Origin of the sequence: Nocardia sp. NPDC052254 (genome assembly GCF_040679495.1) — a bacterium.
Lineage (GTDB): Bacteria > Actinomycetota > Actinomycetes > Mycobacteriales > Mycobacteriaceae > Nocardia.
The window spans coordinates 198587-222786 of the sequence record NZ_JBFAUW010000008.1; the positions used below are offsets into that span (position 1 = coordinate 198587).

At 68.1% G+C, this 24200-nt stretch carries 27 protein-coding genes; 23 read left to right on the top strand and 4 right to left on the bottom strand.

Going from position 1 to position 24200, the window contains the following annotated elements:
* Positions 1-105 precede the first annotated feature (105 nt).
* The 3 genes from AB0L57_RS21285 (at position 106) to hisG (ending at position 1985) form a co-directional block, all read left to right on the top strand.
* Complete coding sequence (locus tag AB0L57_RS21285; protein WP_364964728.1) at positions 106-690, top strand: GNAT family N-acetyltransferase; 585 nt, start codon at positions 106-108, stop codon at positions 688-690.
* 86 nt (positions 691-776) lie between these two features.
* A complete protein-coding gene (locus AB0L57_RS21290) occupies positions 777-1040 on the top strand; it encodes a phosphoribosyl-ATP diphosphatase (RefSeq protein WP_227982465.1) in 264 nt (87 codons plus the stop codon).
* Between the two features lie 93 nt (positions 1041-1133).
* The gene (hisG, locus tag AB0L57_RS21295; protein ID WP_364964731.1) at positions 1134-1985 is read left to right on the top strand and encodes an ATP phosphoribosyltransferase; all 852 of its coding nucleotides are present in this window, start codon (positions 1134-1136) and stop codon (positions 1983-1985) included.
* A gap of 10 nt (positions 1986-1995) precedes the next feature.
* Here the strand turns inward: hisG and AB0L57_RS21300 are convergent, their stop codons facing one another.
* The gene (locus AB0L57_RS21300) at positions 1996-2859 is read right to left on the bottom strand and encodes a RecB family exonuclease (protein ID WP_364964733.1); all 864 of its coding nucleotides are present in this window, start codon (positions 2857-2859) and stop codon (positions 1996-1998) included.
* An 83-nt stretch (positions 2860-2942) separates the two neighbouring features.
* Here AB0L57_RS21300 and AB0L57_RS21305 point away from each other — a divergent pair, with 83 nt between their 5' ends.
* Positions 2943-3776, top strand: coding sequence for a tRNA (adenine-N1)-methyltransferase (locus AB0L57_RS21305; RefSeq protein WP_364964735.1), 834 nt, complete (start codon positions 2943-2945; stop codon positions 3774-3776).
* Between the two features lie 78 nt (positions 3777-3854).
* On the opposite strand, the gene AB0L57_RS21310 is transcribed toward AB0L57_RS21305, so the two are convergent.
* Positions 3855-4445: a hypothetical protein gene (locus tag AB0L57_RS21310; protein ID WP_364964738.1), complete on the bottom strand. Its 591-nt coding sequence runs from the start codon at positions 4443-4445 to the stop codon at positions 3855-3857.
* Positions 4446-4626: 181 nt separating this feature from the next.
* On the opposite strand from AB0L57_RS21310, the gene arc reads away from it, so the two are divergent.
* Positions 4627-6387: a proteasome ATPase gene (arc, locus tag AB0L57_RS21315; RefSeq protein WP_364964740.1), complete on the top strand. Its 1761-nt coding sequence runs from the start codon at positions 4627-4629 to the stop codon at positions 6385-6387.
* Between the two features lie 75 nt (positions 6388-6462).
* Here arc and AB0L57_RS21320 read toward each other — a convergent pair whose 3' ends face one another.
* Positions 6463-7113 (bottom strand): peptidylprolyl isomerase, encoded by a 651-nt coding sequence (locus AB0L57_RS21320; RefSeq protein WP_364964743.1) that lies wholly within the window; start codon positions 7111-7113, stop codon positions 6463-6465.
* Positions 7114-7339: 226 nt separating this feature from the next.
* On the opposite strand from AB0L57_RS21320, the gene AB0L57_RS21325 reads away from it, so the two are divergent.
* The gene (locus tag AB0L57_RS21325) at positions 7340-8020 is read left to right on the top strand and encodes a TIGR00266 family protein (protein WP_364964747.1); all 681 of its coding nucleotides are present in this window, start codon (positions 7340-7342) and stop codon (positions 8018-8020) included.
* On the opposite strand, the gene AB0L57_RS21330 is transcribed toward AB0L57_RS21325, so the two are convergent.
* Positions 8017-8556 (bottom strand): NUDIX domain-containing protein, encoded by a 540-nt coding sequence (locus AB0L57_RS21330; RefSeq protein WP_364964750.1) that lies wholly within the window; start codon positions 8554-8556, stop codon positions 8017-8019. The genes AB0L57_RS21325 and AB0L57_RS21330 overlap by 4 nt on opposite strands.
* 111 nt (positions 8557-8667) lie before the next feature.
* On the opposite strand from AB0L57_RS21330, the gene AB0L57_RS21335 reads away from it, so the two are divergent.
* The 17 genes from AB0L57_RS21335 to tatC all read left to right on the top strand — a co-directional run bounded on the left by AB0L57_RS21335 (position 8668) and on the right by tatC (position 24200).
* Positions 8668-9417: a 5-oxoprolinase subunit PxpA gene (locus AB0L57_RS21335; RefSeq protein WP_364964753.1), complete on the top strand. Its 750-nt coding sequence runs from the start codon at positions 8668-8670 to the stop codon at positions 9415-9417.
* Complete coding sequence (locus tag AB0L57_RS21340; RefSeq protein WP_364964756.1) at positions 9414-10046, top strand: allophanate hydrolase subunit 1; 633 nt, start codon at positions 9414-9416, stop codon at positions 10044-10046. The genes AB0L57_RS21335 and AB0L57_RS21340 overlap by 4 nt, the downstream gene beginning before the upstream one ends.
* The gene (locus tag AB0L57_RS21345) at positions 10043-10936 is read left to right on the top strand and encodes a biotin-dependent carboxyltransferase family protein (RefSeq protein WP_364964758.1); all 894 of its coding nucleotides are present in this window, start codon (positions 10043-10045) and stop codon (positions 10934-10936) included. The genes AB0L57_RS21340 and AB0L57_RS21345 overlap by 4 nt, the downstream gene beginning before the upstream one ends.
* A 134-nt stretch (positions 10937-11070) precedes the next feature.
* Positions 11071-12615 (top strand): glycosyltransferase family 39 protein, encoded by a 1545-nt coding sequence (locus tag AB0L57_RS21350; protein ID WP_364964761.1) that lies wholly within the window; start codon positions 11071-11073, stop codon positions 12613-12615.
* Between the two features lie 22 nt (positions 12616-12637).
* Positions 12638-13006 (top strand): arsenate reductase family protein, encoded by a 369-nt coding sequence (locus tag AB0L57_RS21355; protein ID WP_364964762.1) that lies wholly within the window; start codon positions 12638-12640, stop codon positions 13004-13006.
* 103 nt (positions 13007-13109) lie between these two features.
* Positions 13110-13475, top strand: a complete 366-nt coding sequence (locus AB0L57_RS21360; protein WP_364964764.1) for a nuclear transport factor 2 family protein — start codon at positions 13110-13112, stop codon at positions 13473-13475.
* 76 nt (positions 13476-13551) lie between these two features.
* Positions 13552-14307, top strand: coding sequence for a TetR/AcrR family transcriptional regulator (locus AB0L57_RS21365; protein WP_364964766.1), 756 nt, complete (start codon positions 13552-13554; stop codon positions 14305-14307).
* An 83-nt stretch (positions 14308-14390) separates the two neighbouring features.
* Positions 14391-15890, top strand: a complete 1500-nt coding sequence (gene dop, locus AB0L57_RS21370; protein ID WP_364964768.1) for a depupylase/deamidase Dop — start codon at positions 14391-14393, stop codon at positions 15888-15890.
* Between the two features lie 157 nt (positions 15891-16047).
* Positions 16048-16242 carry a ubiquitin-like protein Pup gene (locus AB0L57_RS21375; RefSeq protein ID WP_025349636.1) on the top strand — a complete coding sequence of 65 codons (195 nt, stop codon included), beginning with the start codon at positions 16048-16050 and terminating at the stop codon, positions 16240-16242.
* Between the two features lie 26 nt (positions 16243-16268).
* Positions 16269-17087, top strand: a complete 819-nt coding sequence (gene prcB, locus AB0L57_RS21380) for a proteasome subunit beta (protein ID WP_364965075.1) — start codon at positions 16269-16271, stop codon at positions 17085-17087.
* Positions 17088-17160: 73 nt separating this feature from the next.
* The gene (prcA, locus tag AB0L57_RS21385) at positions 17161-17946 is read left to right on the top strand and encodes a proteasome subunit alpha (RefSeq protein WP_364964773.1); all 786 of its coding nucleotides are present in this window, start codon (positions 17161-17163) and stop codon (positions 17944-17946) included.
* Between the two features lie 221 nt (positions 17947-18167).
* The gene (gene pafA, locus AB0L57_RS21390) at positions 18168-19526 is read left to right on the top strand and encodes a Pup--protein ligase (RefSeq protein ID WP_364964776.1); all 1359 of its coding nucleotides are present in this window, start codon (positions 18168-18170) and stop codon (positions 19524-19526) included.
* Positions 19527-19656: 130 nt separating this feature from the next.
* Positions 19657-20652: a YafY family protein gene (locus AB0L57_RS21395; RefSeq protein ID WP_364964779.1), complete on the top strand. Its 996-nt coding sequence runs from the start codon at positions 19657-19659 to the stop codon at positions 20650-20652.
* A gap of 40 nt (positions 20653-20692) precedes the next feature.
* A complete protein-coding gene (locus tag AB0L57_RS21400) occupies positions 20693-21691 on the top strand; it encodes a YafY family protein (RefSeq protein WP_364964782.1) in 999 nt (332 codons plus the stop codon).
* Positions 21688-22728: a 2-dehydropantoate 2-reductase gene (locus AB0L57_RS21405; protein WP_364964785.1), complete on the top strand. Its 1041-nt coding sequence runs from the start codon at positions 21688-21690 to the stop codon at positions 22726-22728. Before AB0L57_RS21400 ends, AB0L57_RS21405 begins: the two co-directional genes overlap by 4 nt.
* A gap of 90 nt (positions 22729-22818) precedes the next feature.
* Positions 22819-23094 (top strand): Sec-independent protein translocase subunit TatA, encoded by a 276-nt coding sequence (gene tatA, locus AB0L57_RS21410; RefSeq protein WP_364964788.1) that lies wholly within the window; start codon positions 22819-22821, stop codon positions 23092-23094.
* Between the two features lie 113 nt (positions 23095-23207).
* On the top strand, positions 23208-24200 hold the full coding sequence (gene tatC, locus AB0L57_RS21415; protein ID WP_364964790.1) for a twin-arginine translocase subunit TatC: 993 nt from the start codon (positions 23208-23210) through the stop codon (positions 24198-24200).

Below are 24200 nucleotides of genomic sequence, written 5' to 3' on the forward strand. Positions count from 1 at the left end.
CGCGCCGCGGTGCCGACGGCGCCGCGGCGCGCCACCGGATTCGGCTTCGGCAAGAGCCCGCGCGGAACCGGCTGTGTGCCCGGCACGGTCGCTATTCTCGGCCGTGTGACCGGCCCCGCGGTAACTCGCATCACGTGGCGTCCACTCACCCCGGATGATTTCGCGCTCCTGGGGGAGTGGCTCGCACAGCCGCATGTGCGGCGCTGGTGGAATCACGACCCCGATCCGCGGGCGATCGAACGCGATTTCGGCCCCACCGCCCGCGGTGAGGTGGCCGCGCAGGATCTGCTCGTCAGCGCCGACGGTGTGCCGGTCGGTCTGGTGCAATGGATTCGGTGGGGCGACTGGCCGGATTACCTCGACGAGGTCCGGCCACTCGCCGATGTTCCCGTCGACGCGATATCGCTGGATTACCTGATCGGTGACCCCCGGCGCGTGGGCCGGGGACTGGGTCCCGCCGTACTGCGGGCGGTGCTCGCCGCCACCTGGATCGATCACCCCGGCGCGCCGGCGGTGGTGATTCCCGTCGCCGCCGCGAACCGGGCATCGTGGCGGGCGCTGGAGAAGGCCGGGATGCGGCGGATATCCGCCGGACTACTCCCGCCGGACAATCCGGTCGACGACGGGTGGCATTATCTCTACCGCATCGATCGCCCGGTCCCGGGCATCGGCGGACCGGCCGCCGGGTGAGCCCGCACACATCGATATCGCCGCCCGGCGCCGACCTCGATAACCGATTGCGGGACATGTGCGGTCGTCTGAAAGAATGGCGTCCCGTGAAGACTTTCGAATCCCTGTTCGCCGAGCTGCAGGATCGTGCGGCCAACCGTCCGGAAGGTTCCGCAACCGTCGCGGCATTGGACGCCGGGGTGCATGCGCAGGGCAAGAAGGTGATCGAAGAGGCCGGCGAGGTGTGGATCGCGGCCGAACACGAGACCGACGACCAGCTCGCCGAGGAGATCTCCCAGCTCCTCTACTGGGTTCAGGTGCTGATGGTGGGCCGCGGTCTGCGGCTCGAGGACGTGTACCGACATCTGTGACAGGTATCCGCCCGCGGCCGTGCCGGCCGCCGGGCGATGCGGTCCTACCGCTCCCTGACACTCCTTGGTCACTCCGTTCCGAAAGGACACCCCATGCTCCGCGTCGCAGTCCCCAACAAGGGCTCTCTGTCGGAATCGGCCGTCGAAATCCTCACCGAGGCCGGGTACCGCAAACGCACCGATTCACGCGATCTGTCGGTGATCGACAACGCCAACCAGGTCGAGTTCTACTTCCTGCGCCCCAAGGACATCGCGATCTATGTCGGGTCGGGACGTCTGGACCTGGGCATCACCGGCCGTGATCTGGCTCTGGACTCCGGTGCGCCGGTGCAGGAACGCCTGAGCCTGGGTTTCGGCCGCTCCAGCTTCCGCTATGCCGCCCCCGCCGGAGCCGAGTGGAAGGTCGAAGACCTCTACGACAAGCGGATCGCCACCAGCTACCCGAATCTCGTGTTGCGGGATCTGCAGCGCCGCGGAATCGAGGCCGAGGTGATCCGCCTCGACGGCGCGGTGGAGATCTCGATCCAGCTCGGTGTGGCCGACGCCATCGCCGATGTGGTCGGTTCCGGCCGCACGCTGCGCCAGCACGACCTGGTGGCCTTCGGCGAATCGCTGTGCGATTCCGAAGCGGTGCTGATCGAGGCCACCGGTGCCGACCACGGCGACCGGGCCCGCAATCAGTTCGTCGCCCGCGTCCAGGGTGTGGTCTTCGCTCAGCAGTATCTGATGCTGGACTACGACTGCCCGAAGGATCTGCTCGAGCGCGCCGCCGCGATCACGCCCGGCCTGGAGTCGCCCACGGTCTCGCCGCTGACCGATCCGGACTGGGTCGCCGTGCGCGCGCTGGTGCCGCGTTCGGCCGGCAACGACCTGATGGATCAGCTCGCCGAACTCGGTGCCAAGGCAATTCTCGCCACCGATATCCGATCCTGCCGGGCCTTCTGACCGGAACCGCTCAGGGCCGCGGCACCGTTGCGGCGGTGTCCGCGGGCCAGCCCGGATACGGCGGTGGCGTGCCGCCGAAAGCGGGACACAGCGGCTGGTACTCGCAGAATTTGCACATCCAGCCGGGCTGTGGCGGGAAGTCCCCGTCGCGCCCGGCGGCGGTGATCGCCGTCCACAGTGCGGACACGATGCGCTCGAAGCGCTCCAGCTCACCGGCGTCGGGCGTGTAGGTGAGGATCTCGTCGGCCCCCAGGTAGATCAGCCGGAGCTGGGCCGGGACCACGCCCCGGGTGCGGTAGACGATCAATGCGTAGAACTTCAGCTGGAACAACGCCCGCTGTTCGGCATCGGGCGCCGGGACCCGGCCGGTCTTGTAATCGACGACTCGCAGCCTGCCGTCCGGCGCGATATCGATCCGGTCGACGTATCCGCGCAACGGTGAACCGTCCTCGAGGCGGACCTCGACCAGCGACTCACACGATTCCGGATCGAATCCGGTGGGGTTCTCGAGCCGGTAGTACCCGCGGACCAGCCCGCTCACCTCGTCGAGAAATGGTGCGAGACCACCCGATTCGACGACCGCCCCCACCTCTGGGCGATCTTCCAGCAAACGTAGCCAGGCCGGTTCTGCCAGCGTCAGCGCGCGATCCGGAACGCGATCACCGCGAGGTAACCCGTAGAGCGCTTCGAGGACCGAGTGCACAACCGTTCCACGCACGGCCGCGCGGCCGGGTGTTTCCGGAATCCGGTCGATGGCGCGCAATCGGTATTTCAACGGACATTGCCGGAAATCCATTGCCCGCGAAGGTGACAACGCCGGGCCGCTGGAAGCGGCCGGCAATTCGGACGGGGTCGCCGTCGGTGGTGCGGACATACCTGGCAGGCTATCCGCGGGTACCGACACATTCGGCGGCGCGATACCGCCCGCGGAAATGACGCACAGGAGAGCGGAGATACATGACGGCCAGACGGACCGGCCCATTCGCCACGGGGGACCGGGTGCAGCTGACCGATGCCAAGGGCAGGCAACACACCGTCGTCCTGGAGCCGGGCAAGGAGTTCCACACCCACAAGGGCCCGATCTCCCACGACGACCTGATCGGGTCCGACGAGGGCTCCGTGGTCCAATCCGCCAACGGCACACCGTATCTCGCGCTCCGGCCGCTGCTGGTCGACTATGTGCTGTCGATGCCGCGTGGGGCCGCGGTGATCTATCCGAAGGACGCCGCCCAGATCGTGCACGAGGGCGATGTCTTCCCCGGCGCGCGGGTGCTCGAGGCGGGCGCCGGATCGGGCGCACTGACCTGCTCGCTGTTGCGCGCGGTCGGCCCGGACGGCAGCGTGCGCTCCTACGAGATCCGCGAGGACCACGCCGAACACGCGGTCCGCAATGTCGAGCGATTCTTCGGCGAACGCCCGGACAACTGGACGCTCACGCTCGGCGACGTCGCCGAGTACGACGGCGACCAGGTCGACCGGGTGGTGCTGGACATGCTCAAACCCTGGGACGCGCTGCCGGCGGTGGCGGAGGCGCTGATTCCCGGCGGTGTGCTGATGGTCTACGTCGCGACGGTCACCCAGCTGTCGGAGGTGGTGGAGGCGCTGCGCCGGCAACAGTGCTGGACCGAGCCGCGTTCCTGGGAATCGCTGGTGCGGCCGTGGCATGTGGTGGGCCTGGCGGTGCGCCCCGAGCACCGCATGCAGGGCCATACGGCGTTCCTGGTGAGCGTCCGGCGCCTCGCCGACGGCGTGGTGGCCCCGAAACCGCAACGCCGGCCTTCCAAGGGCTGAGAACCGCGGGGTCCGCGATCGAGACGGCCCGGCCCCGTTCGCCTGTGGCGTATCGGGACCGGGCCGTCTCGGTGTCGATCAGGGCTGGCAGGGCGCCATGCCCATGGCCAGGATCTGGCAGGCCGAGGCGTCGGAGAGCTGCCAGCCGGTCGCGGAGTGCTGCCAGGTCATCGGCATCGGACCGGCCGGGCCGTGCGGCGAGGTGATGGTGACCTGTCCCGTGGCCTGATCGCCGTCGGTCTTGATGTCGGCCACGGTGAAGGTGATGGTGCCGTAGTTGGCCAGGCCCTTGGTCATGGTGTCGATGTTGGCTGTCCGCTTGTCGCCGCCGACCACCAGTTTCTCCTTCTCGGCGGTCGGTTTCGCGGGATCGACGAAGCCGTTGAGGGTGGCCTGCAGCTCCTCGGCGGTGGGCGCGGCGACGGTGGCCGCGCCGGTCGCGGCCGCGGCCGAGGTTGCCGAAGTGCTGCTCGCCGCCGTCGAGTCATTGGAATTGTCGGACCCGCATGCTGTGATGGCGGTAACGGCGAGCGCGGCGAAAGCGGTAGCCGTGGCAAGACGGAAGCCGGGGCGGCGCGCACCGGAAACAGTGGCGACCCGGACGGCGTTGCTCCTGAAGCAGGTGTTGCCACTGTCGGAAGTATCGCTGTGGCGGGTAGGAAGGAGCATCGGCTAGACCTTTCGGTTCGGTCCGGCGAATAACTCGCCGAATGCAGGTTAGGGCAGGCTAACATGGTTGCCCGGGCAGGTAGACCGCAGCTGAGATGTGATCACGACGAAACCATGTCGGAAAGCGGGAACGGTTCGCGCCCGGTAGCGTTGATAGACCGGGACTGGGAGGAGCAGCATCATGAGCCCCATCGAGAATTCGGATTCGGCGGCCTGGAGAGAACTCGAGGTGGTACGCGCCGAGGCGGCTGCACTCCGTAGGCAACTCGCCGACTCGCCGGATCGTTCAAGGGAATTGGAAGCTCGTATCGATTCGCTGACGATTCGCAACACCAAACTGATGGACACTCTGAAAGAGGCTCGTCAGCAATTGGTGGCGCTGCGTGAGGAGGTCGATCGGCTGGGCCAGCCGCCCAGTGGCTACGGCGTGCTGATCGGTGTGTACGAAGACCAGACGGTCGACGTGTTCACCTCCGGACGCAAGATGCGCCTGACGTGTTCGCCGAATATCGACACCACCGAATTGCACTACGGCCAGACCGTGCGTCTGAACGAGGCATTGACCGTGGTGGAGGCCGGCACCTTCGATCGGACCGGTGAGATCGGCACCCTGCGTGAGGTCCTCGACGACGGCCGCCGCGCTCTGGTGGTCGGCCACGCCGACGAGGAGCGCGTGGTATGGCTGTCGGGCCCGCTGTCGGCGCTGGTCGACGCGGACGATCTCGAGGATCCCGACCAGCCCACCCGGCGGCTACGTCCCGGTGACTCCCTGCTGGTCGACACCAAGGCCGGATTCGCCTTCGAGCGCATCCCCAAGGCCGAGGTCGAGGATCTGGTGCTCGAAGAGGTGCCCGATGTCGGTTACGAGGACATCGGTGGCCTGGGCCGGCAGATCGAGCAGATCCGCGATGCGGTGGAACTGCCCTTCCTGCACAAGGATCTGTTCCGTGAGTACGCGCTGCGCCCGCCCAAGGGCGTGCTCCTCTACGGTCCGCCCGGCTGCGGTAAGACGTTGATCGCCAAGGCCGTCGCCAATTCGCTGGCCAAGAAGATCGCCGAGGCTCGTGGTGAGGACGCCAAGGAGGCAAAGTCCTTCTTCCTCAACATCAAGGGCCCCGAACTGCTGAACAAGTTCGTCGGTGAGACCGAGCGTCACATCCGCATCATCTTCCAGCGCGCGCGGGAGAAGGCCTCCGAGGGCACCCCGGTGATCGTGTTCTTCGACGAGATGGATTCGATCTTCCGCACCCGCGGTTCCGGTGTCTCCTCGGATGTGGAGACCACGGTCGTGCCCCAGTTGCTGTCGGAGATCGACGGCGTCGAGGGCCTCGAGAACGTCATCGTGATCGGTGCCTCCAACCGTGAGGACATGATCGATCCGGCGATTCTGCGTCCCGGCCGCCTCGATGTGAAGATCAAGATCGAGCGCCCGGATGCCGAAGCGGCACAGGACATCTTCTCCAAGTACCTCACCGAGGGGCTGCCCCTGCACGCCGACGACCTTGCCGAATTCGCCGGTGATCACGCCAAGTGCGTGAAGGCGATGATCGAGAAGGTCGTGGACCGGATGTACGCCGAGAGCGAGGACAACCGCTTCCTGGAGGTCACCTACGCCAACGGTGACAAGGAAGTCCTGTACTTCAAGGACTTCAACTCCGGCGCCATGATTCAGAACATCGTGGACCGGTCCAAGAAGTACGCGATCAAGGCGGTGCTCGAAACCGGTAATCCGGGTCTGCGCATCCAGCACCTGTTCGATTCGATTGTCGACGAGTTCTCCGAGAACGAGGACCTGCCCAACACCACCAATCCGGATGACTGGGCACGTATTTCGGGTAAGAAGGGCGAGCGGATCGTCTACATCCGCACGCTGGTTACCGGTAAGAACGCCTCGGCCAGCCGGGCGATCGATACCGAATCCAATACGGGTCAGTACCTCTAGGAACCACCGCGCCACATCCACAACACACGAAGGCCGCGCCCGCATCGCGAGCGCGGCCTTCGTCGTATCCGGTTGTCAGCGCCGGGCAGTGGCCACCGAGTCGAGCACAATATCGGAGGCCGGTGCGCCGTCGCCGGATCCGTCCTTGGTACCACCCGCGGCGATGTTCTGCAGCACGTCCATTCCGCCGGTGATCCGGCCGAAGGGGGTGTAGTTGGGCGGCAGCTGGCTGTCGGCGTAGACCAGGAAGAACTGGCTGCCGTTGGTGTTCGGGCCGGAATTGGCCATCGCCAGCGTGCCCGCGGGGTAGGTGGCGCCGGCCAGGTTCTCGTCGGCGAACTTGTAGCCCGGACCGCCGGTGCCGTTGGCCGTGGGATCGCCGCACTGCAGGACGAAGATGCCCTCGGTGGTCAGGCGGTGGCAGTGGGTGTGGTCGAAGAACTGCTCACCGGCCAGGAACGCGAACGAATTCACGGTCTGCGGTGCGCGGCCGGCCTCCAGGGAAGCGGTGATCGTGCCGCAGTTGGTCTCCAGCGTCGCGTCGTAGGCGGCTTGGGGATCGACCGTCATCGCGGGCGGCGCGGGCCACTGCTTGCCGTTGGGCTGCCCGTCGCCGGGAGTCATGCAACCGGGGGCCTGGGTGTGGACCGGGACCGGCGTCGCGGCGGCGACGCCGCCCGACAGCAGGGCGATTGCCGTTCCCGCCGCCGCCAGCACACTACGCACCGCCGTTCTGCGCGATCGGGGGGTGGAGTGGTCGAGATCGGACTTCGGGAAACGCGAATCGTTGTGCACCGGGCAGGGCCTCCGACATTCGTATCGTGGGTTCGGTTCGATCGGGACCGGCGGGGTTCACCCCGGCCGGGCCGCGATGCCCGGCATCATTCCATGCCGGGGCACATGACGCATGTGAATGGGACACGCCGGGTCCAGCGCTGCTAACGTCGCGGATATGCAGGTGGTGTTGCGCCATAATCCGTCGTCCACGGTGGCGCGGTGTTTTCTCGCGGGTGGGGAGCCGTTGCGCGCGGAAACCGGTGCGTTGGTGGCGCATTCGGCGGGAGTGAGCCTGGCGGCTCGGGCCGAGGGCGGGTTCCTGGCGGGGCTCAAGCGCTCGGTACTGGCCGGCGAATCGTTCTTCGTCTCCACGTTCACCGCGCCACCGCAGGGTGGCTGGGTGGATGTCGCGCCCGCGCTGCCGGGCGACATGCTCGCACTGCCGATCGCCGCGGATCGCCCGTACTTCATCAGCCGCGGCAGCTGGATCGCCAATTCCCATGGTGTGCAGGTGGAGACGAAATGGGGCGGTTTCGCGAACATGTTCGGCGGTGAGGGCGGATTCGGGCTGCGTGCCGACGGCCAGGGCGAGGTCGTGGTCGGTGTCTTCGGTGCGATCGACATGATCGATCTGCAGCCGGGCGAATCGGTGACCATCGACTGCGGTCATGTGGTGGCCTACGACCTGGCGATGAAATTCGGTATCCGCCGGGCGGTTTCGGGCCGTTCACTGCAGTCGCTGACCTCCGGTGAGGGGCTGGTCTTCGATTTCTCGGGCCCCGGCCGCGTGCTCCTGCAGACCCGCAATCCGGGCGCCTTCGCGGCCTGGGCCGGCGCGGTGACCTCCTCGGGCTAGCGGACCGGATCGGTCGGCGGTCCGGGCAGCAGCAATCGGTCGGCGAGCAGCCGGGTATCCGGTACGAACGGCCAGGACGGATCGGCGAGCTGTGCGCGCAACCGGCCGTCGGTCCACCACCATCCCTCGGCGATCTCCTCCGGCTGATGGCTGATCGGCCCGTCCCATCGCACTTCGTAGGCGAACAGGTGGCACCGCATGGGCCGGCCGGCCCAGACGCCGTCCCAAGATGTGCGGGCCACGGCGCGTGGACCGGGATCGGGTGCGACGATGCCGAGCTCTTCGGCGAGTTCGCGAGCGGCCGCCTGCGCGGGCTCCTCCCCGGGACCGACCACACCGCCGGCGAGACAGTCGTGCATTCCCGCGAACACCGCCTTGGTGTCGGTGCGCCGGTGCACATACACGCGGTGCCCGTCCAGCGAGCGCACCAGCACGCCGGCGCTGGCGTGCCAGAGCCCCTCGGCATAGACCACCGAGCGCTCGGCGCTGCCGATCTCGTTGCCGACTGCGTCGTAGACGGCGATGATCTCACCCATGCTCGCAGCCTAGGTGTGATGTCCCGGGCGGTGCCCGCCGGATGGCAGACCCCCGTCGGGCGAAGGGGAAGATGATGGTGGATACGACCGCGAGACAGGAGATGGTGCCACGTGGTGATCGACCTGAACAGTGATCTGGGGGAGGGGTTCGGCGCCTGGACGATGGGCGACGACGCCGCCCTGCTCGACATCGTGACCAGCGCGAACATCGCCTGCGGATTCCATGCCGGCGATCCCGCGATCATGCGGCGCACCTGTGATCTGGCCGTCGCCAACGGGGTGCGCATCGGCGCCCACATCTCCTATCGCGATCTCGCGGGATTCGGTCGCCGCGAGCTGGCGCTGAGCCCGGCCGAATTGACGGCGGAATCGCTGTATCAGATCGGTGCGCTCGACGCGATCGCTCGTGCGGCCGGTGATCGGGTCCGCTACGTCAAACCTCATGGTGCGCTCTACCATTCGGCCGCACGTGACGAATCGGTGGCCGCCGCGGTGGTCGCGGCGCTGACCGGCCTGGGCGATCTGAGCCTGCTCGGGCCCGCCGGCTCGGCGTTGGCCACGGCCGCCGCGGTGGCCGGAATTCCGTTCCACACAGAAGGATTCGCCGATCGCGGGTACACACCGGCGGCGACGCTGGTACCGCGCGGCACCGCGGGCGCGCTGCTATCCCCGGAGGCGGCGCTGCGGCAGGCGGTGTCGATCGCGGTGAGCGGGCGGACCAGCACCGCCGGCGGCGAGGAGGTGCGAGTCGGCGTGCGGAGCCTGTGCGTGCACGGCGATTCTCCCGATGCCGTGCACATGGCTCGCACGATCCGCCAGGCATTGCTGGACCGCGGCGTCGAAGTGCGGAGCTTCGTATGACGGCGGTGATCGTCCGTCCCGCCGGTGACCGCGCGTTCCTCGTCGAACCCAACGACCCCGCGCACCTGCCGCTGCTGCTCGAGCAGCTGCGGCGCACACCCATCGACGGCGTGGCCGATCTGCTGCCGGCGGCCCGGACCGTCCTGGTGACCCTGGTGCCCGGCGTCGACGCCGCCGCGATCGAAACTCGTTTGCGCGCACTGCAACCGGCCGCGGCCGACGGGGCATCGGACCCGGCCGCCGTGCCCGCGGTGACCGTGCCGGTGAACTACGACGGACCCGATCTCGACGTGGCCGCCGGACTGCTCGGCATCACTGCCGGCGAACTGGTGCGGCGGCACACCGAGGCGCGCTGGCACTGCGCCTTCATCGGTTTCGCCCCCGGCTTCGGCTACCTCCGGGCCGGGGACGCCGAGCTGGCGGTGCCGCGTCGTGCGCAGGCGCGGACCGCGGTCCCGGCCGGTTCGGTCGCGCTCGCCGGTGGATACAGCGCGATCTATCCGCGCAGCTCACCTGGTGGTTGGCAGATCATCGGCCATACCGAGCTGGTGCTGTGGGATCTCGGGCGTGCCGAGCCCGCCCTGCTGCGGGCCGGAACCGAGGTGCGATTCGTGGCGGTGGACCGATGAACGCCCGGCCGCGACGCCCGACGCCCCGGCTACACATCCTCGACCCGGGTCCGGCGAGCACGGTGCAGGATCTCGGTCGGCCGGGCTGGTTTCATGCCGGGGTGGGGGAGTCCGGCGCCGTGGACCGCGCCGCGGTGCGACTGGCGAACCGCCTGGTCGGCAATGCCGAATCGGCGGCGGCGATCGAATGTGTCCTGGGCGGGCTGACCGTCGAATTCGACCTGCCCGCGGTGGTGGCGGTCACGGGTGCCCCGGCGCCGGTCACCGTCGGCGGCCGGGCCGAACCGGTCGCATCGGTGCTGTTCGTCGAGGCCGGGCGGCAGGTGCGGCTGGGGGTCGCGGCGACGGGTCTGCGCTGTTATCTGGCGGTACGCGGCGGTATCGCGGTGGAACCGGTCCTGGGCTCGCGCAGCCGCGACACCCTGGCGGGTTTGGGGCCGGAACCGTTGCGCCGCGGCGACATTCTGCCGGTGGGTGCCCCGGCGCGCGGCTGGCCGGTCGTGGACATCGCGCCGGTGGTGCCGCTCACCGGTGCCCCGGTGCGGGCGCGGGTCCGCCTCGGACCGCGGGCGGAATGGTTCACCTCGCCGGAGGATCTGTTCGCCGGTGCGTGGCGGGTGTCGCCCGAGGCCGACCGGATCGGCATCCGGCTCGACCGGGCCGGCGGCGCACCACCCCTGCGCCGGATCGACGACGCCGAATTGCCCACCGAGGGAATGGCTCTGGGCGCGATCCAGGTCCCGCCCGCGGGCCGCCCGGTGGTCCTGCTGGCCGATCGTCCCATCACCGGCGGGTATCCGGTGGTCGGCACCGTGATCGATGCCGACGTCGATCTGCTGGGACAGGCCCGGCCCGGTCAGCTGGTCGAATTCCGGTCCTGGCGGCCGTGACCCGCCGCGGACGACGCGGTGCGAATACCTCTCGGGAGTGACCTCGGATGGGAATGTGGGGCGACGACAGGGCCCGGGTGTGATCGATATATTCGACGTATGTCCGCTGATGAACGCCGGTTCGGAGCGTGCCGGTGACAGATCTGCTCGCTTCCGGGACCGAATCCGCCGACGCCGATGCCGCGCCGGCCCTGCCGCCGCCGGCCTGGGCCGCGATTGTGCCGATCGCGGTGCTCGGCGGTGCGGCCTTGCTGTTCGCGGCGTCGAAGTACGGGTATTTCGGCGACGAGCTGTACTTTCTGGCCGCCGGTCGCCGGCTGAGCTGGGGCTACGCCGATCAGGGGCCGATGTTGCCGTTGCTGGCGCGGATGATGGACTTCCTGGTCCCCGGGTCCTATCCCGCGCTGCGCTGGCCCGCGGTGCTGCTCACCGTGGCGGCAATCGTGCTGTGCGCCTTCATCGCTCGGGAATTCGGTGGTGGCCGGTCGGCGCAGGTGATCGCCGCGCTGGCCTACGCCGGTTCACCGTTCCTGCTGCTGCAGGGCTCGATGCTGACCACCAATGCGATCGATACCGCGCTGTGGGTGCTGATCACCTGGCTGCTGGTGCGATGGGTGCGGACCCGGCGGGATTGGCTGCTGCTGGCCGCGGGCGTGATCACCGCGCTGGATCTGCAGATCAAATGGCTGATCCCGTTCTTCTGGGCGGCGGTCGCGGTGAGCTGCCTGATCTTCGGGCCGCGGGATCTGCTGCGGCGTCCCCTGTTGTGGGTGGGTGCGGTGCTGACCGTACTCACCGCGGTCCCGCAGGTGATCTGGCAGGCTCACCACGGCTGGCCGCAGTTGTCGATGAGTGCCGCGATCGCCTCGGAGCAAGCGGTACTGGGCGGCCGTGCGTTGTTCGTGCCGATGTCGGTGATCCTGGCCGGGGCGCTCGGCGTGCCGGTGCTGCTGATCGGTGTGTGGACCCTGCTGCGCTGGACGCCGTTGCGGCCCTACCTGTTCCTCGGTGTGAGCCTGCTCCTGCTCGAGGTCGTCTTCCTGATCACCGGCGGCCGGGTGTACTACCCGTCGGGAATGTTCGCGGTCGTGATGGCGGCCGGTGCGGTCGGGCTCACCCACTGGCTGCGGTCGAGGACGGTGGTTCGCCGCCGGGTCTGGGGCACGGTGACGGTCGTGTTCGCCGTGGTCGCGATGGCGACGATCGCGGTGTCGCTGCCCTGGCGCCCGGCCTCGGAGATCGAGAACCCGGGCGACGAGGCGAGCGCCGCCATCCAGATCGGCACCTACGGTCAGTTCGGCTGGCCCGAACTGACCACCGCCGTCGTCGGCGCCTACCGGGCGCTCCCGGCCGAACGCCGGGAGAACGCGGTGATCATCACCGACACGTACTGGCAGGCCGCCGCGCTGGACCAGCTCGGGCGCACCGACCTGCCGCCGGTGTACAGCCCCAACCGGGGGTTCGGCTATTTCGCCGCACCCCCGGATACCGCCGATACGGCGCTGATCGTCGGCGGCCCGGAACTCGCGCTGCGCGGGCAGTGTGGCGAGCTCACCGCCGTCGGCCGGGTCGACACCCGAATCGGCTTCGCGGGCAACACCCGCGATGTCACGCTCTTCGAATGTGTGGGCCCGAAACAGTCCTGGTCGCGCATCTGGCCGACCTGGATGCACCTGTGAGCGCGGCACTAGGGTTTCGTCCATGACATCCGGACAGACGCAGATCTGGCACAATCCCCGCTGCTCGAAGAGCCGCGCCGCCAAGGCCGCCCTGGACGAGGCCGGCGTGGACTACGTCGAGCGGCGCTATCTCGACGAGCCGCCCACCGCCGAGGAGTTGCGCACGGTGCTGTCGCAGCTGGGCCTGGAACCGTGGGACATCACCCGGACCGGTGAGGCGGAGGCCACCGAACTCGGTATGCCCGGGTGGTCGCGCACGCCGGCCGATCGGGACCAATGGATCGAGGCGCTGGTCGGCACACCGAAGCTGATTCAGCGTCCGATCGTGGTCACCGCGGACGGCCGCGCGGTGGTGGCACGCGACGAGCAGTCGGTGCGCTCGGTGCTGTAGGCGATCGCGCACCGTTTCCGGATGTGCCGCAACGGATTCGGCGCGCACCGGCATTACCCGGCGGGTAATCGACTCCGTGCCCGGAATCGCCGATGCTCGAAACATGAGCGAATACGAAACACACACGGTCCTCGCCGAGCGCTACATCGAGAGCTGGAACACCGGCGACGGCGCGGTCCGGCGCGCACTCCTCGACGAGTTGTACCTGCCCGCGGCCACCTACACCGACCCGCTGGCCGATGTCGCGGGAGTGGCCGCGATCGACGAGATGATCGCCGGGGTCCGGCAGCAGTTCGCCGGGATGCGCTTCGCACTCGGCGAGGTCGACGGGCACCACGATCAGTTGCGGTTCACCTGGACGCTCGGCGCACCGGGCGCCGAGCCGCTGATCGTGGGCTTCGACGTGGTCGTTCGCGAGGGGGATCGGATCGCCCGCGTCCACGGCTTCCTGGATCGGGTGCCGTCCTGAATTGCCGAGACGCCGCGTAACGCCAAGATGGTGAGACCTCGCATCCGGGCCGAAACGGCGCGGGTATCGTCGAGCCGTGAGCGAGTCCGGTGCGAAATCCTCCCCGCGGTCGGCGGGGCGGGGAGCGGCGGCCGGTGTGGACGGCCGCAGTACGCGCTGGAACAGCCATAAACAGCGCCGGCGCGCCGAAGTGATCGACGCCGCGGTCGCGGTGATCGAGGACAACGGCGCCGAGGTGTCGGTCCAGCAGATCGCCGACCGGCTGGGCCTGCCCCGGCCGGTCGTCTACCGCCATTTCGACGGCCGTGCCGATCTCGACGAGCAGATCCGCGGGCGGATTCTGGAATCACTGCTCACCGAGTTGCTGCCCACACTGCGGCTCGACGGCACCGTCCGCGATGCCGTGCGCGGCGCGGTCTCCACGTACGTCGGCTGGGTCGACACCCATCCGCAGCTACACCGGTTCCTCACTGCCGGTGCGCCACAAGGAGATTCGTCGCAGTCCCTGGCAGGTGCCCGCGACCGGATCGGGGCCCGGCTGGCGGATCTGTTCGCGACCGCGGCGGTGCGGATCGGGATCGATCCGGTGCGGGTCCGGCCGATGGCCTTCGGCATCGTCGGATTCGTCGACGCGGTGGTCAACAGCTGGCGTGCGGACCCGGCCGGCGGTCTGGGCTCGGAGCAGATCGTGGCGATCGTGACCGAATCGGTGCTCGGGTTACTGGAGAGCAATGCGCGCAGCCTCGGCGTACAGCTCGAACGGGACGCCACCGTCGCCGACCTGGTCGCTCGTTCGGCCACCGTCGCGCCGGACCCGCTGTCGGTCAACTGAATTCACCGGTGCCCACGAATGCCGGCGCCGGCGACCGGACCCGGACGCCCCCGGGAACAGCGCGCGTCGCATAGGCTCGACACATGCAGCGCATCATCGGAATCGAGGTCGAGTACGGCATCTCCACGCCCACCGAACCCTCGGCCAACCCGATTCTCACATCCACCCAGGCGGTCCTGGCCTACGCCGCGGCCGAGGGCGTGCCCCGCGCCAAGCGCACACGCTGGGACTACGAGGTGGAGTCGCCGCTGCGCGACGCTCGCGGTTTCGATCTGGGCCGGCTCAACGGGCCCGCGCCGGTGATCGACGCGGACGAGGTCGGCGCGGCGAACATGATTCTCACCAACGGTGCCCGGCTCTACGTCGACCACGCCCACCCGGAGTACTCCGCACCCGAGGTGGTCGACCCGCTGGACGCGGTGATCTGGGACAAGGCCGGCGAGCGCGTGATGGAGGCGGCCGCACGTTACGCCTCGAGCGTTCCCGGTGCCGCGCCCATGCAGCTGTACAAGAACAATGTCGACGGTAAGGGCGCCTCCTACGGCACCCACGAGAACTACCTGATGAACCGCGATACGCCCTTCAATCAGATCATCGTGGGGCTGACACCGTTCTTCGTGTCCCGCCAGGTGGTGTCCGGATCCGGCCGCGTGGGTATCGGTCAGTCCGGTGATCACGCCGGATTCCAGCTGTCGCAGCGCGCGGACTACATCGAGGTCGAGGTCGGACTGGAGACCACGCTCAAGCGCGGCATCATCAACACTCGCGACGAACCGCACGCCGACGCCGACAAATATCGCCGTCTGCACGTCATCATCGGTGACGCCAATCTGGCGGAATGGTCGACCTACCTCAAGGTCGGCACCACCGCGCTGGTCCTGGATCTCATCGAGGCCGGCGAGGACCTGTCCGATCTGCAGTTGGCGCGCCCGGTGACCGCGGTGCACACCATCAGCCACGATCCCACGCTGCGCGCCACGGTGGCCCTGGTCGACGGCCGCGAGCTCACCGGCCTTGCGCTGCAACGGATCTACCTCGATCGGGTGGAGAAATTCCACGATCGCGAGGGCACCTCCGACGCCCGGGTCACCGATGTGCTGGAGAAGTGGGCACACGTCCTGGACCTGCTCGAGCGTGATCCGCTGGAGTGCGCGCACCTGCTGGACTGGCCGGCCAAGCTGCGCCTGCTCGAGGGGATGCGCAGCCGCGAAGCGCTGGGCTGGGCGGCGCCGAAACTGCATCTGATGGATCTGCAGTATTCGGACGTGCGCCTGGACAAGGGTATCTACAACCGTCTGGTGGCGCGTGGCTCGATGGAGCGGCTGGTCACCGAACAGCAGGTCACCGACGCGATGACCAATCCGCCGACCGATACCCGCGCGTATTTCCGGGGCGAGTGCCTGCGCCGGTTCGGGGCCGATATCGCGGCGGCGAGCTGGGATTCGGTGATCTTCGATCTGGGCGGTGATTCGCTGGTCCGCATTCCCACGCTGGAACCGCGACGGGGTACGAAATCCCACGTGGGCAAGTTGCTCGAGGGTGCCGGAACCGCTGCGGAACTGGTCAAGCAGCTCACGTCCTGACCTCGCCGACGACGGCGTCCGCGGGGTCCTGTGACGTTGCGGCGGGGGCACATTGCGATGTAATCCGGCATGTTGTCGCCGTCGCTGGGTAGTGTTGATACACGAGCATCGGACATATCCGATGCTCGCCGATGATCAGTAGAGGAGGTCGGCTGCTATGGCACAAGAGCAGACCAAGCGCGCCGGTGGCGGCGACGAGGACGACGACGCGGCCGGTGTCGATGCCGCGGGGCAGGAACGTCGCGAGAAACTGGCCGACGAGACCGACGACCTGCTCGACGAGATCGATGATGTGCTCGAGGAGAACGCGGAGGACTTCGTGCGCGCCTACGTCCAGAAGGGTGGCCAGTGACATCAGGTGACCCCTTGCGGCTCCACATGGGGTACGCCCTCTCGTCATTTTCGGAATATCTGCGGGAAAACGCGCCGGAACTGTTGCCTGGCAACGGTTTCGGCGCGGTGTCCAGGGCCTCCGGTGGTGCGGAGGATCTGGCACCGCACGGCACCACCATCGTCGCGGTGACCTACCGCGGCGGTGTGCTCATCGCCGGTGATCGCCGCGCCACCCAGGGCAATCTGCTGGCCAGCCGCGATATGGAGAAGGTGTACATCACCGATTCGCTGTCCGCGGCCGGTATCGCCGGTACCGCGGGTGTAGCGGTGGAGATGATCCGGCTGTTCGCCGTCGAGCTGGAGTACTACGAGAAGATCGAGGGCGTACCGCTGACCTTCGACGGCAAGGCCAACAAGCTGTCGAAGATGGTCCGCGACAATCTGCCCGCGGCGATGCAGGGCCTGGCGGTCGTGCCGATCCTGGTCGGCTACGACCTCGAGGCCACCGATCCGCAGCGGGCCGGCCGCATCGTGTCCTACGACGTGGTCGGCGGCCGGAGCGAGGAACGCTTCGGCTACACCGCCACCGGTTCGGGGTCGATGTTCGCCAAGTCGTCGTTGAAGAAGACCTACAGCCGCGATATGGACGAGGACCGCGCCCTGCGCATCGCCGTCGAATCGCTGCTGGACGCGTCCGACGACGACACCGCGACCGGTGGGCCGGATCTGCTGCGCGGGATCTACCCGACCGCCGTCGTCATCAATGCCGAAGGGGCACTGGATGTTACCGACGAGCGGCTCGAGCAGATCGCCCGCTCGATCGTCGACGAACGTGCGGCCGAAGAAGGGAGGGCCCCCGCATGACCGGTCAGCGGCCGGAGGCGGCAGCGAAGCGTAACCACGGAGGCCGCCCGGGCATGCGGAAAGGGATTACAGCATGACACTGCCGTATTACGCGTCGGCCGAACAGATCATGCGCGACAAGACCGAACTCGCGCGCAAAGGCATCGCCCGGGGTCGCAGTGTCGTGGTGCTGGTGTACGACAAAGGTGTGTTGTTCGTCGCCGAGAACCCCTCGGCGACACTGCACAAGGTGAGCGAGCTGTACGACCGCATCGGATTCGCCGCGGTCGGTAAGTACAACGAGTTCGAGAGCCTGCGCCGCGGTGGCATCCTGCAGGCCGATCTGCGGGGCTACCAGTACGACCGGCGCGATGTGACGGGCCGGGCGCTGGCGAACATGTACGCCTCGACACTGGGCACCATCTTCACCGACCAGCTCAAGCCCTACGAGGTGGAGATCTGCATCGGTGAGGTCGGCTATCCGGAGCAGGCGTCGAATTCGGTGCTGTACCGGATCAACTTCGACGGCTCCATCGTCGACGAGCGCGATTTCGTGGTGATGGGCGGCAATACCGACCCCATCAGCGCCGCACTCAAGGACACCTACCAGCCGGGCCTGGAACTGAGTGCCGCGATCCGCACCGCCGTGGAGGCGCTGCAGAAGGGTTCGGCCGACAACGGCGACAAGGACAAGCGCGCGATCGCGGTGTCCTCGCTGGAGGTGGCGACTCTCGAGCAGGCCCGACCGCGCCGGGCGTTCCGCCGCATCGCCCACACCGGCCTGGAGGAGCTGCTGGCCGGCGCCGGGGCGAACACCGGCGGTGAGGACGAGAAGCCGGAAACGGAAACTCCGTCCGCGGGGGATCCCTCCAACCCGTAGATCGCCAGGTCGACGATACGGACAATGCGAGTCGGCCCTGTTCTCCGGCCAGGAGAACGGGGCCGACGCGTTTCTGTGCCGTGAACCACCGTGGATCGGTGCCCGCGAAACCCCGCGGTGCCGATAACACGCCGCAGATAACACCACACCAAAAATATTGTTGTGCAACCGTCTGCTCGCACAGCCACTTTCGGAGTTGGCTTGGCTGTAATGTCGATAGTGTGCAGCGACGAATTATGGGGATCGAAACCGAGTTCGGGGTGACGTGCACGTTTCACGGTCACCGTCGGTTGAGTCCTGACGAGGTGGCCCGGTATCTGTTCCGCCGGGTGGTGTCCTGGGGCCGTAGTTCGAACGTATTTCTCCGCAACGGAGCTCGGCTCTATCTCGATGTCGGTTCCCATCCGGAGTATGCGACGGCCGAATGTGACTCGCTGGTGCAGCTGGTCACCCACGATCGTGCGGGTGAGCGTGTGCTCGAGGAGTTGCTGATCGATGCCGAGCAGCGCTTGGCGGAGGAGGGGATCGGCGGTGATATCTATCTGTTCAAGAACAACACCGATTCCGCGGGTAACTCCTACGGCTGCCATGAGAACTTCCTCGTGGTGCGCGCCGGTGAGTTCTCGAGGATCTCGGATGTGCTGTTGCCGTTCCTGGTGACCAGGCAGCTGATCTGCGGTGCGGGCAAGATCCTGCAGACGCCGAAGGCGGCCACATTCTGCCTGTCACAGCGGGCCGAGCACATCTGGGAAGGGGTGTCCTCGGCGACGACGCGGTCGCGGCCGATCATCAACACCCGGGACGAGCCACATGCGGACGCGGAGAAGTATCGCCGCCTGCATGTGATCGTCGGCGACTCCAACATGGCCGAGCCGACCACCATGTTGAAGGTGGGAACGGCGGCGCTGGTGCTGGAGATGATCGAGGCCGGTGTGTCGTTCCGCGACTTCGCGCTCGACAACCCGATTCGTGCGATCCGCGAGGTCAGCCACGATCTGACGGGCCGCCGTCCGGTGCGGCTGGCCGGTGGCAGGCAGGCCAGCGCGCTCGAGATCCAGCGTGAGTACTTCACGCGCGCGGTCGAGCATCTGCGCAATCGAGAGCACGATCCCCAGGTGGATGCCGTGGTGGATCTGTGGGGCCGCACCCTGGACGCGGTCGAGGCGCAGGATTTCGCGAAGGTCGACACCGAGATCGACTGGGTGATCAAGCGCAAGCTGTTCCAGCGGTATCAGGACCGGTACTCGATGGAGCTGTCCGATCCCAAGATCGCCCAGCTGGATCTGGCGTACCACGACATCAAGCGCGGCCGTGGCGTGTTCGATCTGCTGCAGCGCAAGGGCCTGGTCAAACGCCTCACCGAGGACGAGGCGGTCGATGCCGCGGTGACCACGCCGCCGCAGACGACGCGGGCCAAGCTGCGTGGTGATTTCATCACCGCGGCACAGGAGGCCGGTCGTGATTTCACCGTCGACTGGGTGCATCTGAAGTTGAACGATCAGGCGCAGCGCACGGTGCTGTGCAAGGACCCGTTCCGGTCGGTCGACGAGCGCGTGGATCGGCTCATCGCCTCGATGTGAGCGACCGGCCCGAGTTCGACGCGGCGACCCCGGGGATCGTCCCCGGGGTCGCCGCGCGTACGGGGCGATTCGGGCAGCAATCGGTGCGGTGGCGCATCGCCGCCGCGAGATGCCTATTACTCTGTGTCGGGTGGCGATTTCCAAGGTCGAGCGGCTGATGAATCTGGTGATCGCGCTGCTGTCGACCCGGCAGTTCCTCACCGCGGAGCGGATTCGTGACAGTGTCGCCGGTTACGAGGAATCGGCCAGCGATGAGGCGTTCAGCCGGATGTTCGAGCGCGACAAGAACGAATTGCGGGATCTGGGGATCCCGCTGGAGGTCGGTCCGGTGGGCCGGTTCTCCGGGCAGGAGGGCTATCGCATCAACCGCGATGCCTACGAACTGCCCGATATCGATCTGACCAGCTCGGAGACGGCGGCGGTCGCGGTGGCGGTGCAGCTGTGGGAGTCCCCGGAGCTGGCCAGCGCCGCCGAGAGCGCGGTTCTGAAGCTGCGGGCGGCCGGTGTGCACGTGGATCCGGAGGCGGCCTCGGCGTCGGTGCCTGCCGTTCCGGCGCGCACGAGAGGGTCGGAGGCTGCCCTGGGGCGGCTGCTGGCGGCCATCGATGCCGGTCGCGCGGTGCGATTCGAGCATCGGGTCACCCACAATGCGCCGTACGCGCTGCGCGATGTCGAGCCCTGGGGTGTGGTGACCCGGCACGGGCGCTGGTACCTCGTGGGCCACGATCGCGATCGGGACGCGGTGCGGACCTTCCGGTTGTCGCGGATCGGCGCCGAGGTCGAGGTGTACGGGCCGGAGAACGCCGTGCACAAACCGGCCGATGTGGATCTGCGGCGGATCGTGGCGCAGGTGACGGGTGCCTCGCCGGTCACCGGGTCGGCGACGGTCTGGGTCGCACAGGGGCGCGGGCAGGAGATTCGCCGTCTCGGGACGCAGCTGGACGAGCGTACGGTGGACGGTCGCGTGGGCTCGGTGGTGGAGGTGCCGGTGCGTTCGCGCGATTGGCTGGCGCGGCTGATCACCGGTCTGGGACCGGACGCCCTGGTGCTGGCCCCGGAGGACCTGCGCGCGGATGTGATATCCCGGCTGCGGTCGGTGCTGGAGCGGACGGAGGTGTCGGCGTGAGGGGTGAGATCGGCGCTGCGGCCGGACAGGCGGTGCGGCGATGAGCAGCCGGTTGTCGACGCGGCTGTCGCGGCTGCTGAACATGGTCCCGTACTTCCTCGCGAATCCGGGTATCAGCGCGGCGGAAGCGGCCGCGGAGCTGGGAGTCGACACCAAACAGCTGATGGGTGATCTCAATCAGCTGTGGATGTGCGGGCTGCCCGGATACGGGCCCGGTGATCTGATCGATCTGTCGTTTTCCGAGGAAAGCATCGAGGTCACCTTCTCCGCGGGTATCGATCGGCCGCTGCGGCTGACCTCCATCGAGGCGACCGCGCTGCTGGTGGCGCTGCGATCGATCGCCGATCTGCCGGGCATGGTGGATCCGACGGCGGCGCGTTCGGCGATCGCGAAGATCGAATCGGCCATCTCGGGTGAGACCGCTCCGCGTGGTGAGCCCGAGGTTCCGGTGGAGGCACCCGCGGTGACGACGGTGCGGTCCGCGCTGGCCGATGCCCGGGCGTTGCGACTGGTGTACTACTCGGCCAGCCGGGACGTGGTGTCCGAGCGGGTGGTCGATCCGATCCGAATCGTGCTGGTGGACAACAACTCCTATCTGCAGGCGTGGTGCCGTCAGGCCGAGGGGGTGCGGTTGTTCCGGTTCGACCGGATCGAGGAGGCGACCGAACTCGACGAGCCCGCCCGCCCGCCCAGCCATGCCACCGATGAGTCGGCGGGGCTGGATCTGTTCTCCGACGATCCGGCGGTGGCGTTGGCGCGCTTGCGGATTCGCGGTGATTACGGATGGGTGCTGGACCAGTATCCGATGCATCCGGTGGTCGTCCATCCGGACGGCGATGTGGAAGCGACGATGCGCTTCGCGACCCTGGACTGGATCGCCCGGCTGCTGCTGGGCTTCGGTTCCGGAGTCACGGTGCTGGGGCCGCCCGAACTGGTGAACGCGGTGCGTGACCGTTCGGCTGCGGCGCTGGCCGTGTACGAGGACCTGGGCGATCTCGGCTACGACCGCTCGGCGATCGAGGAGGTCGGTCCCGCTTGACATTTCGTGTGACGGTGCTGGGCGCCGGGAGTATCGGCGTCTTCGTGGGCGGCAAACTGGCGGCGGCCGGTGCCGAGGTGAGTTTCGTGGGCCGCCCGCGGGTGCTGGACGAGATCGGCGCGCACGGTGTTCGGCTCACCGACCTCGACGGCGGCGACGAGCGGATAGCGGCGAGCGGATTCCGCACCGAGACCGAACCCGGCAGTGCGGCGACCGCGGACCTGGTGCTGGTCACGGTGAAATCCGCGCAGACCGCCGCGGCCGCGGCGCAGCTGAGCGACCGGGTGCGCCCGGACACCGTGGTGATCAGCCTGCAGAACGGGATCGGCAACGACGCCGTGATCCGTGCGGCGCTGCCGGCGACCGTGTCGGCGGGGATGGTGATGTTCAACGTCGTCCACCGCGGGGACGGTCATTTCCATCGCGGTACCGACGGTGGGCTGGCGGTGGCCGACGATCCCGCACTGGCCCGGTTCGCGCCGCTGTTCGGCCGGGCGGGCCTGCCGCTGGACCGGCATCCGGATCTGCGCCCGGTGCAGTGGGCGAAGCTGCTGCTCAACCTGAACAACCCGATCAACGCCCTGTCCGGCCGGCCACTACGCGAGGAACTCGCGACTCGCGACTATCGCCGCTGTCTCGCCTCGGCGCAGGCCGAGGCACTGGCGGTGATGCGGCGCGCGGGGATCCGGCCGGCGCGCCTGACCGCCGTGCCGCCACGGGTGATGGTGCACCTGCTGCCGGTACCGGACGCGGTGTTCGGCCGGGTCGCGGGCCGGGTTCTGGCGGTGGATCCGATGGCACGGTCGTCGATGGCCGACGATCTCGCCGCGGGACGCACGACCGAGATCGACTGGCTGTGCGGGGAGATCACCGCACTCGGCCGCGCGGTGGGCGTGCCGACACCGGTGAACGACCGGCTGACCGAGCTGATCCGGGCGGCCGAGAACGGCGCCGAACGCCGATGGCAGGCCCCGGAGCTGCTGGCGCGGCTGCGCGGTGCGAGCAGCCCCGGCCCGGTGCGGGCCACCGGCCACTGACCACGCGGGCGGCCGCGTGGCGATGAGGGTCGCCACCGGCGGATACCGGTCCGGTAGCATCGGACATACCACAGTCTTGGGAGGTTTTCGATGGGTTCATTGAGCCCGACGCACTGGCTCATCATTGCGTTGGTGATCCTGCTGCTGTTCGGCGCCAAGCGGTTGCCCGACGCTGCCCGGGGTCTCGGACGTTCCTTGCGCATCTTCAAGAGCGAGATGAGCGAGATGCAGTCCGACGGTTCCGCAAGCTCGGGGAGTTCCGCGGCTTCCGGCACCACACAGCAGTCGGCGCCCGCCGCCGAACTGCCGTCCGCGCAGCCGGTGAAACCCGCGCCGCAGGCCGACAAGGATCGCCACACGGCCTGATCCGGCCCCGTCATCGGACCGTAGCCCCGGCAGTTGCCGCGGAGACGGTCCGATGACCGATGTGCGTTTCATCCGGATCCGGTCGCCAGGTGATCAGCGAGGCAGTCACATACATGCGCATTCCGTTCGACCCCCGCCGCAGCAGGCGCAGGACGAATCCCGACGGCACCATGTCGTTGGTCGATCATCTGCACGAGTTGCGTTCGCGGCTGCTGAAGGCCTTGCTGGCGGTCGCGCTGACCTCGGTGCTCGGATTCCTCTGGTACTCGCATTCGTTCCTCGGCATCGACAGCCTCGGTGACATCCTGCGGGGACCGTATTGTTCGCTGCCGGCGGAACATCGCGCGCAGCTGACCGCCGACGGTACCTGCCGGCTGCTGGCGACCGCGCCCTTCGAACAGTTCATGCTGCGGTTCAAGGTCGCCCTGACCGCGGGTGTGGTGATGGCGTGCCCGATCTGGCTGTATCAGCTGTGGGCGTTCGTCACCCCCGGCCTGTACGCGAAGGAGCGCAAGTACGCGATCAGCTTCGTCGCCTCCGGTGTGGTGCTGTTCGTGACCGGTGCGGTCCTCGCCTACTGGGTGGTGGCGCATGCCCTGAGTTTCCTGATGGGGATCGGCAGCAATGTGCAGATCACCGCGCTGAGCGGTAGCCAGTACTTCGGCTTCATCATCAAGTTGCTGATCATCTTCGGCTTCAGTTTCGAGACGCCGATGCTGATCATCGGGCTGAACATGGTCGGCGTGCTGACCTACGAGCGGCTCAAGAAGTGGCGGCGCGGCATGATCTTCGGATTGTTCGTGTTCGCCGCGATCGTGACGCCGCAGGATCCGTTCTCGATGCTGGCACTGGCCGGCGCGCTGACCGTGCTGTTCGAGGTCGCCGTGCAGGTGGCGCGGATCAACGATCGCCGGCGTGCCCGGCGCGGCGACAACTGGAGTTCGCTGTCGGACGACGAGGCCTCCCCGCTGGGTGATCCGGACGGGGTCGACGGAGTGAGTCCGGTCGGGCAGGCCGGGCCGGTGACATCGAGCGGGCCGATCCCGGCCGGCGGCGAAGCACCGAAAACCCCGCGCCCGGTGTCGGACTACTCCGATACCCTCTGA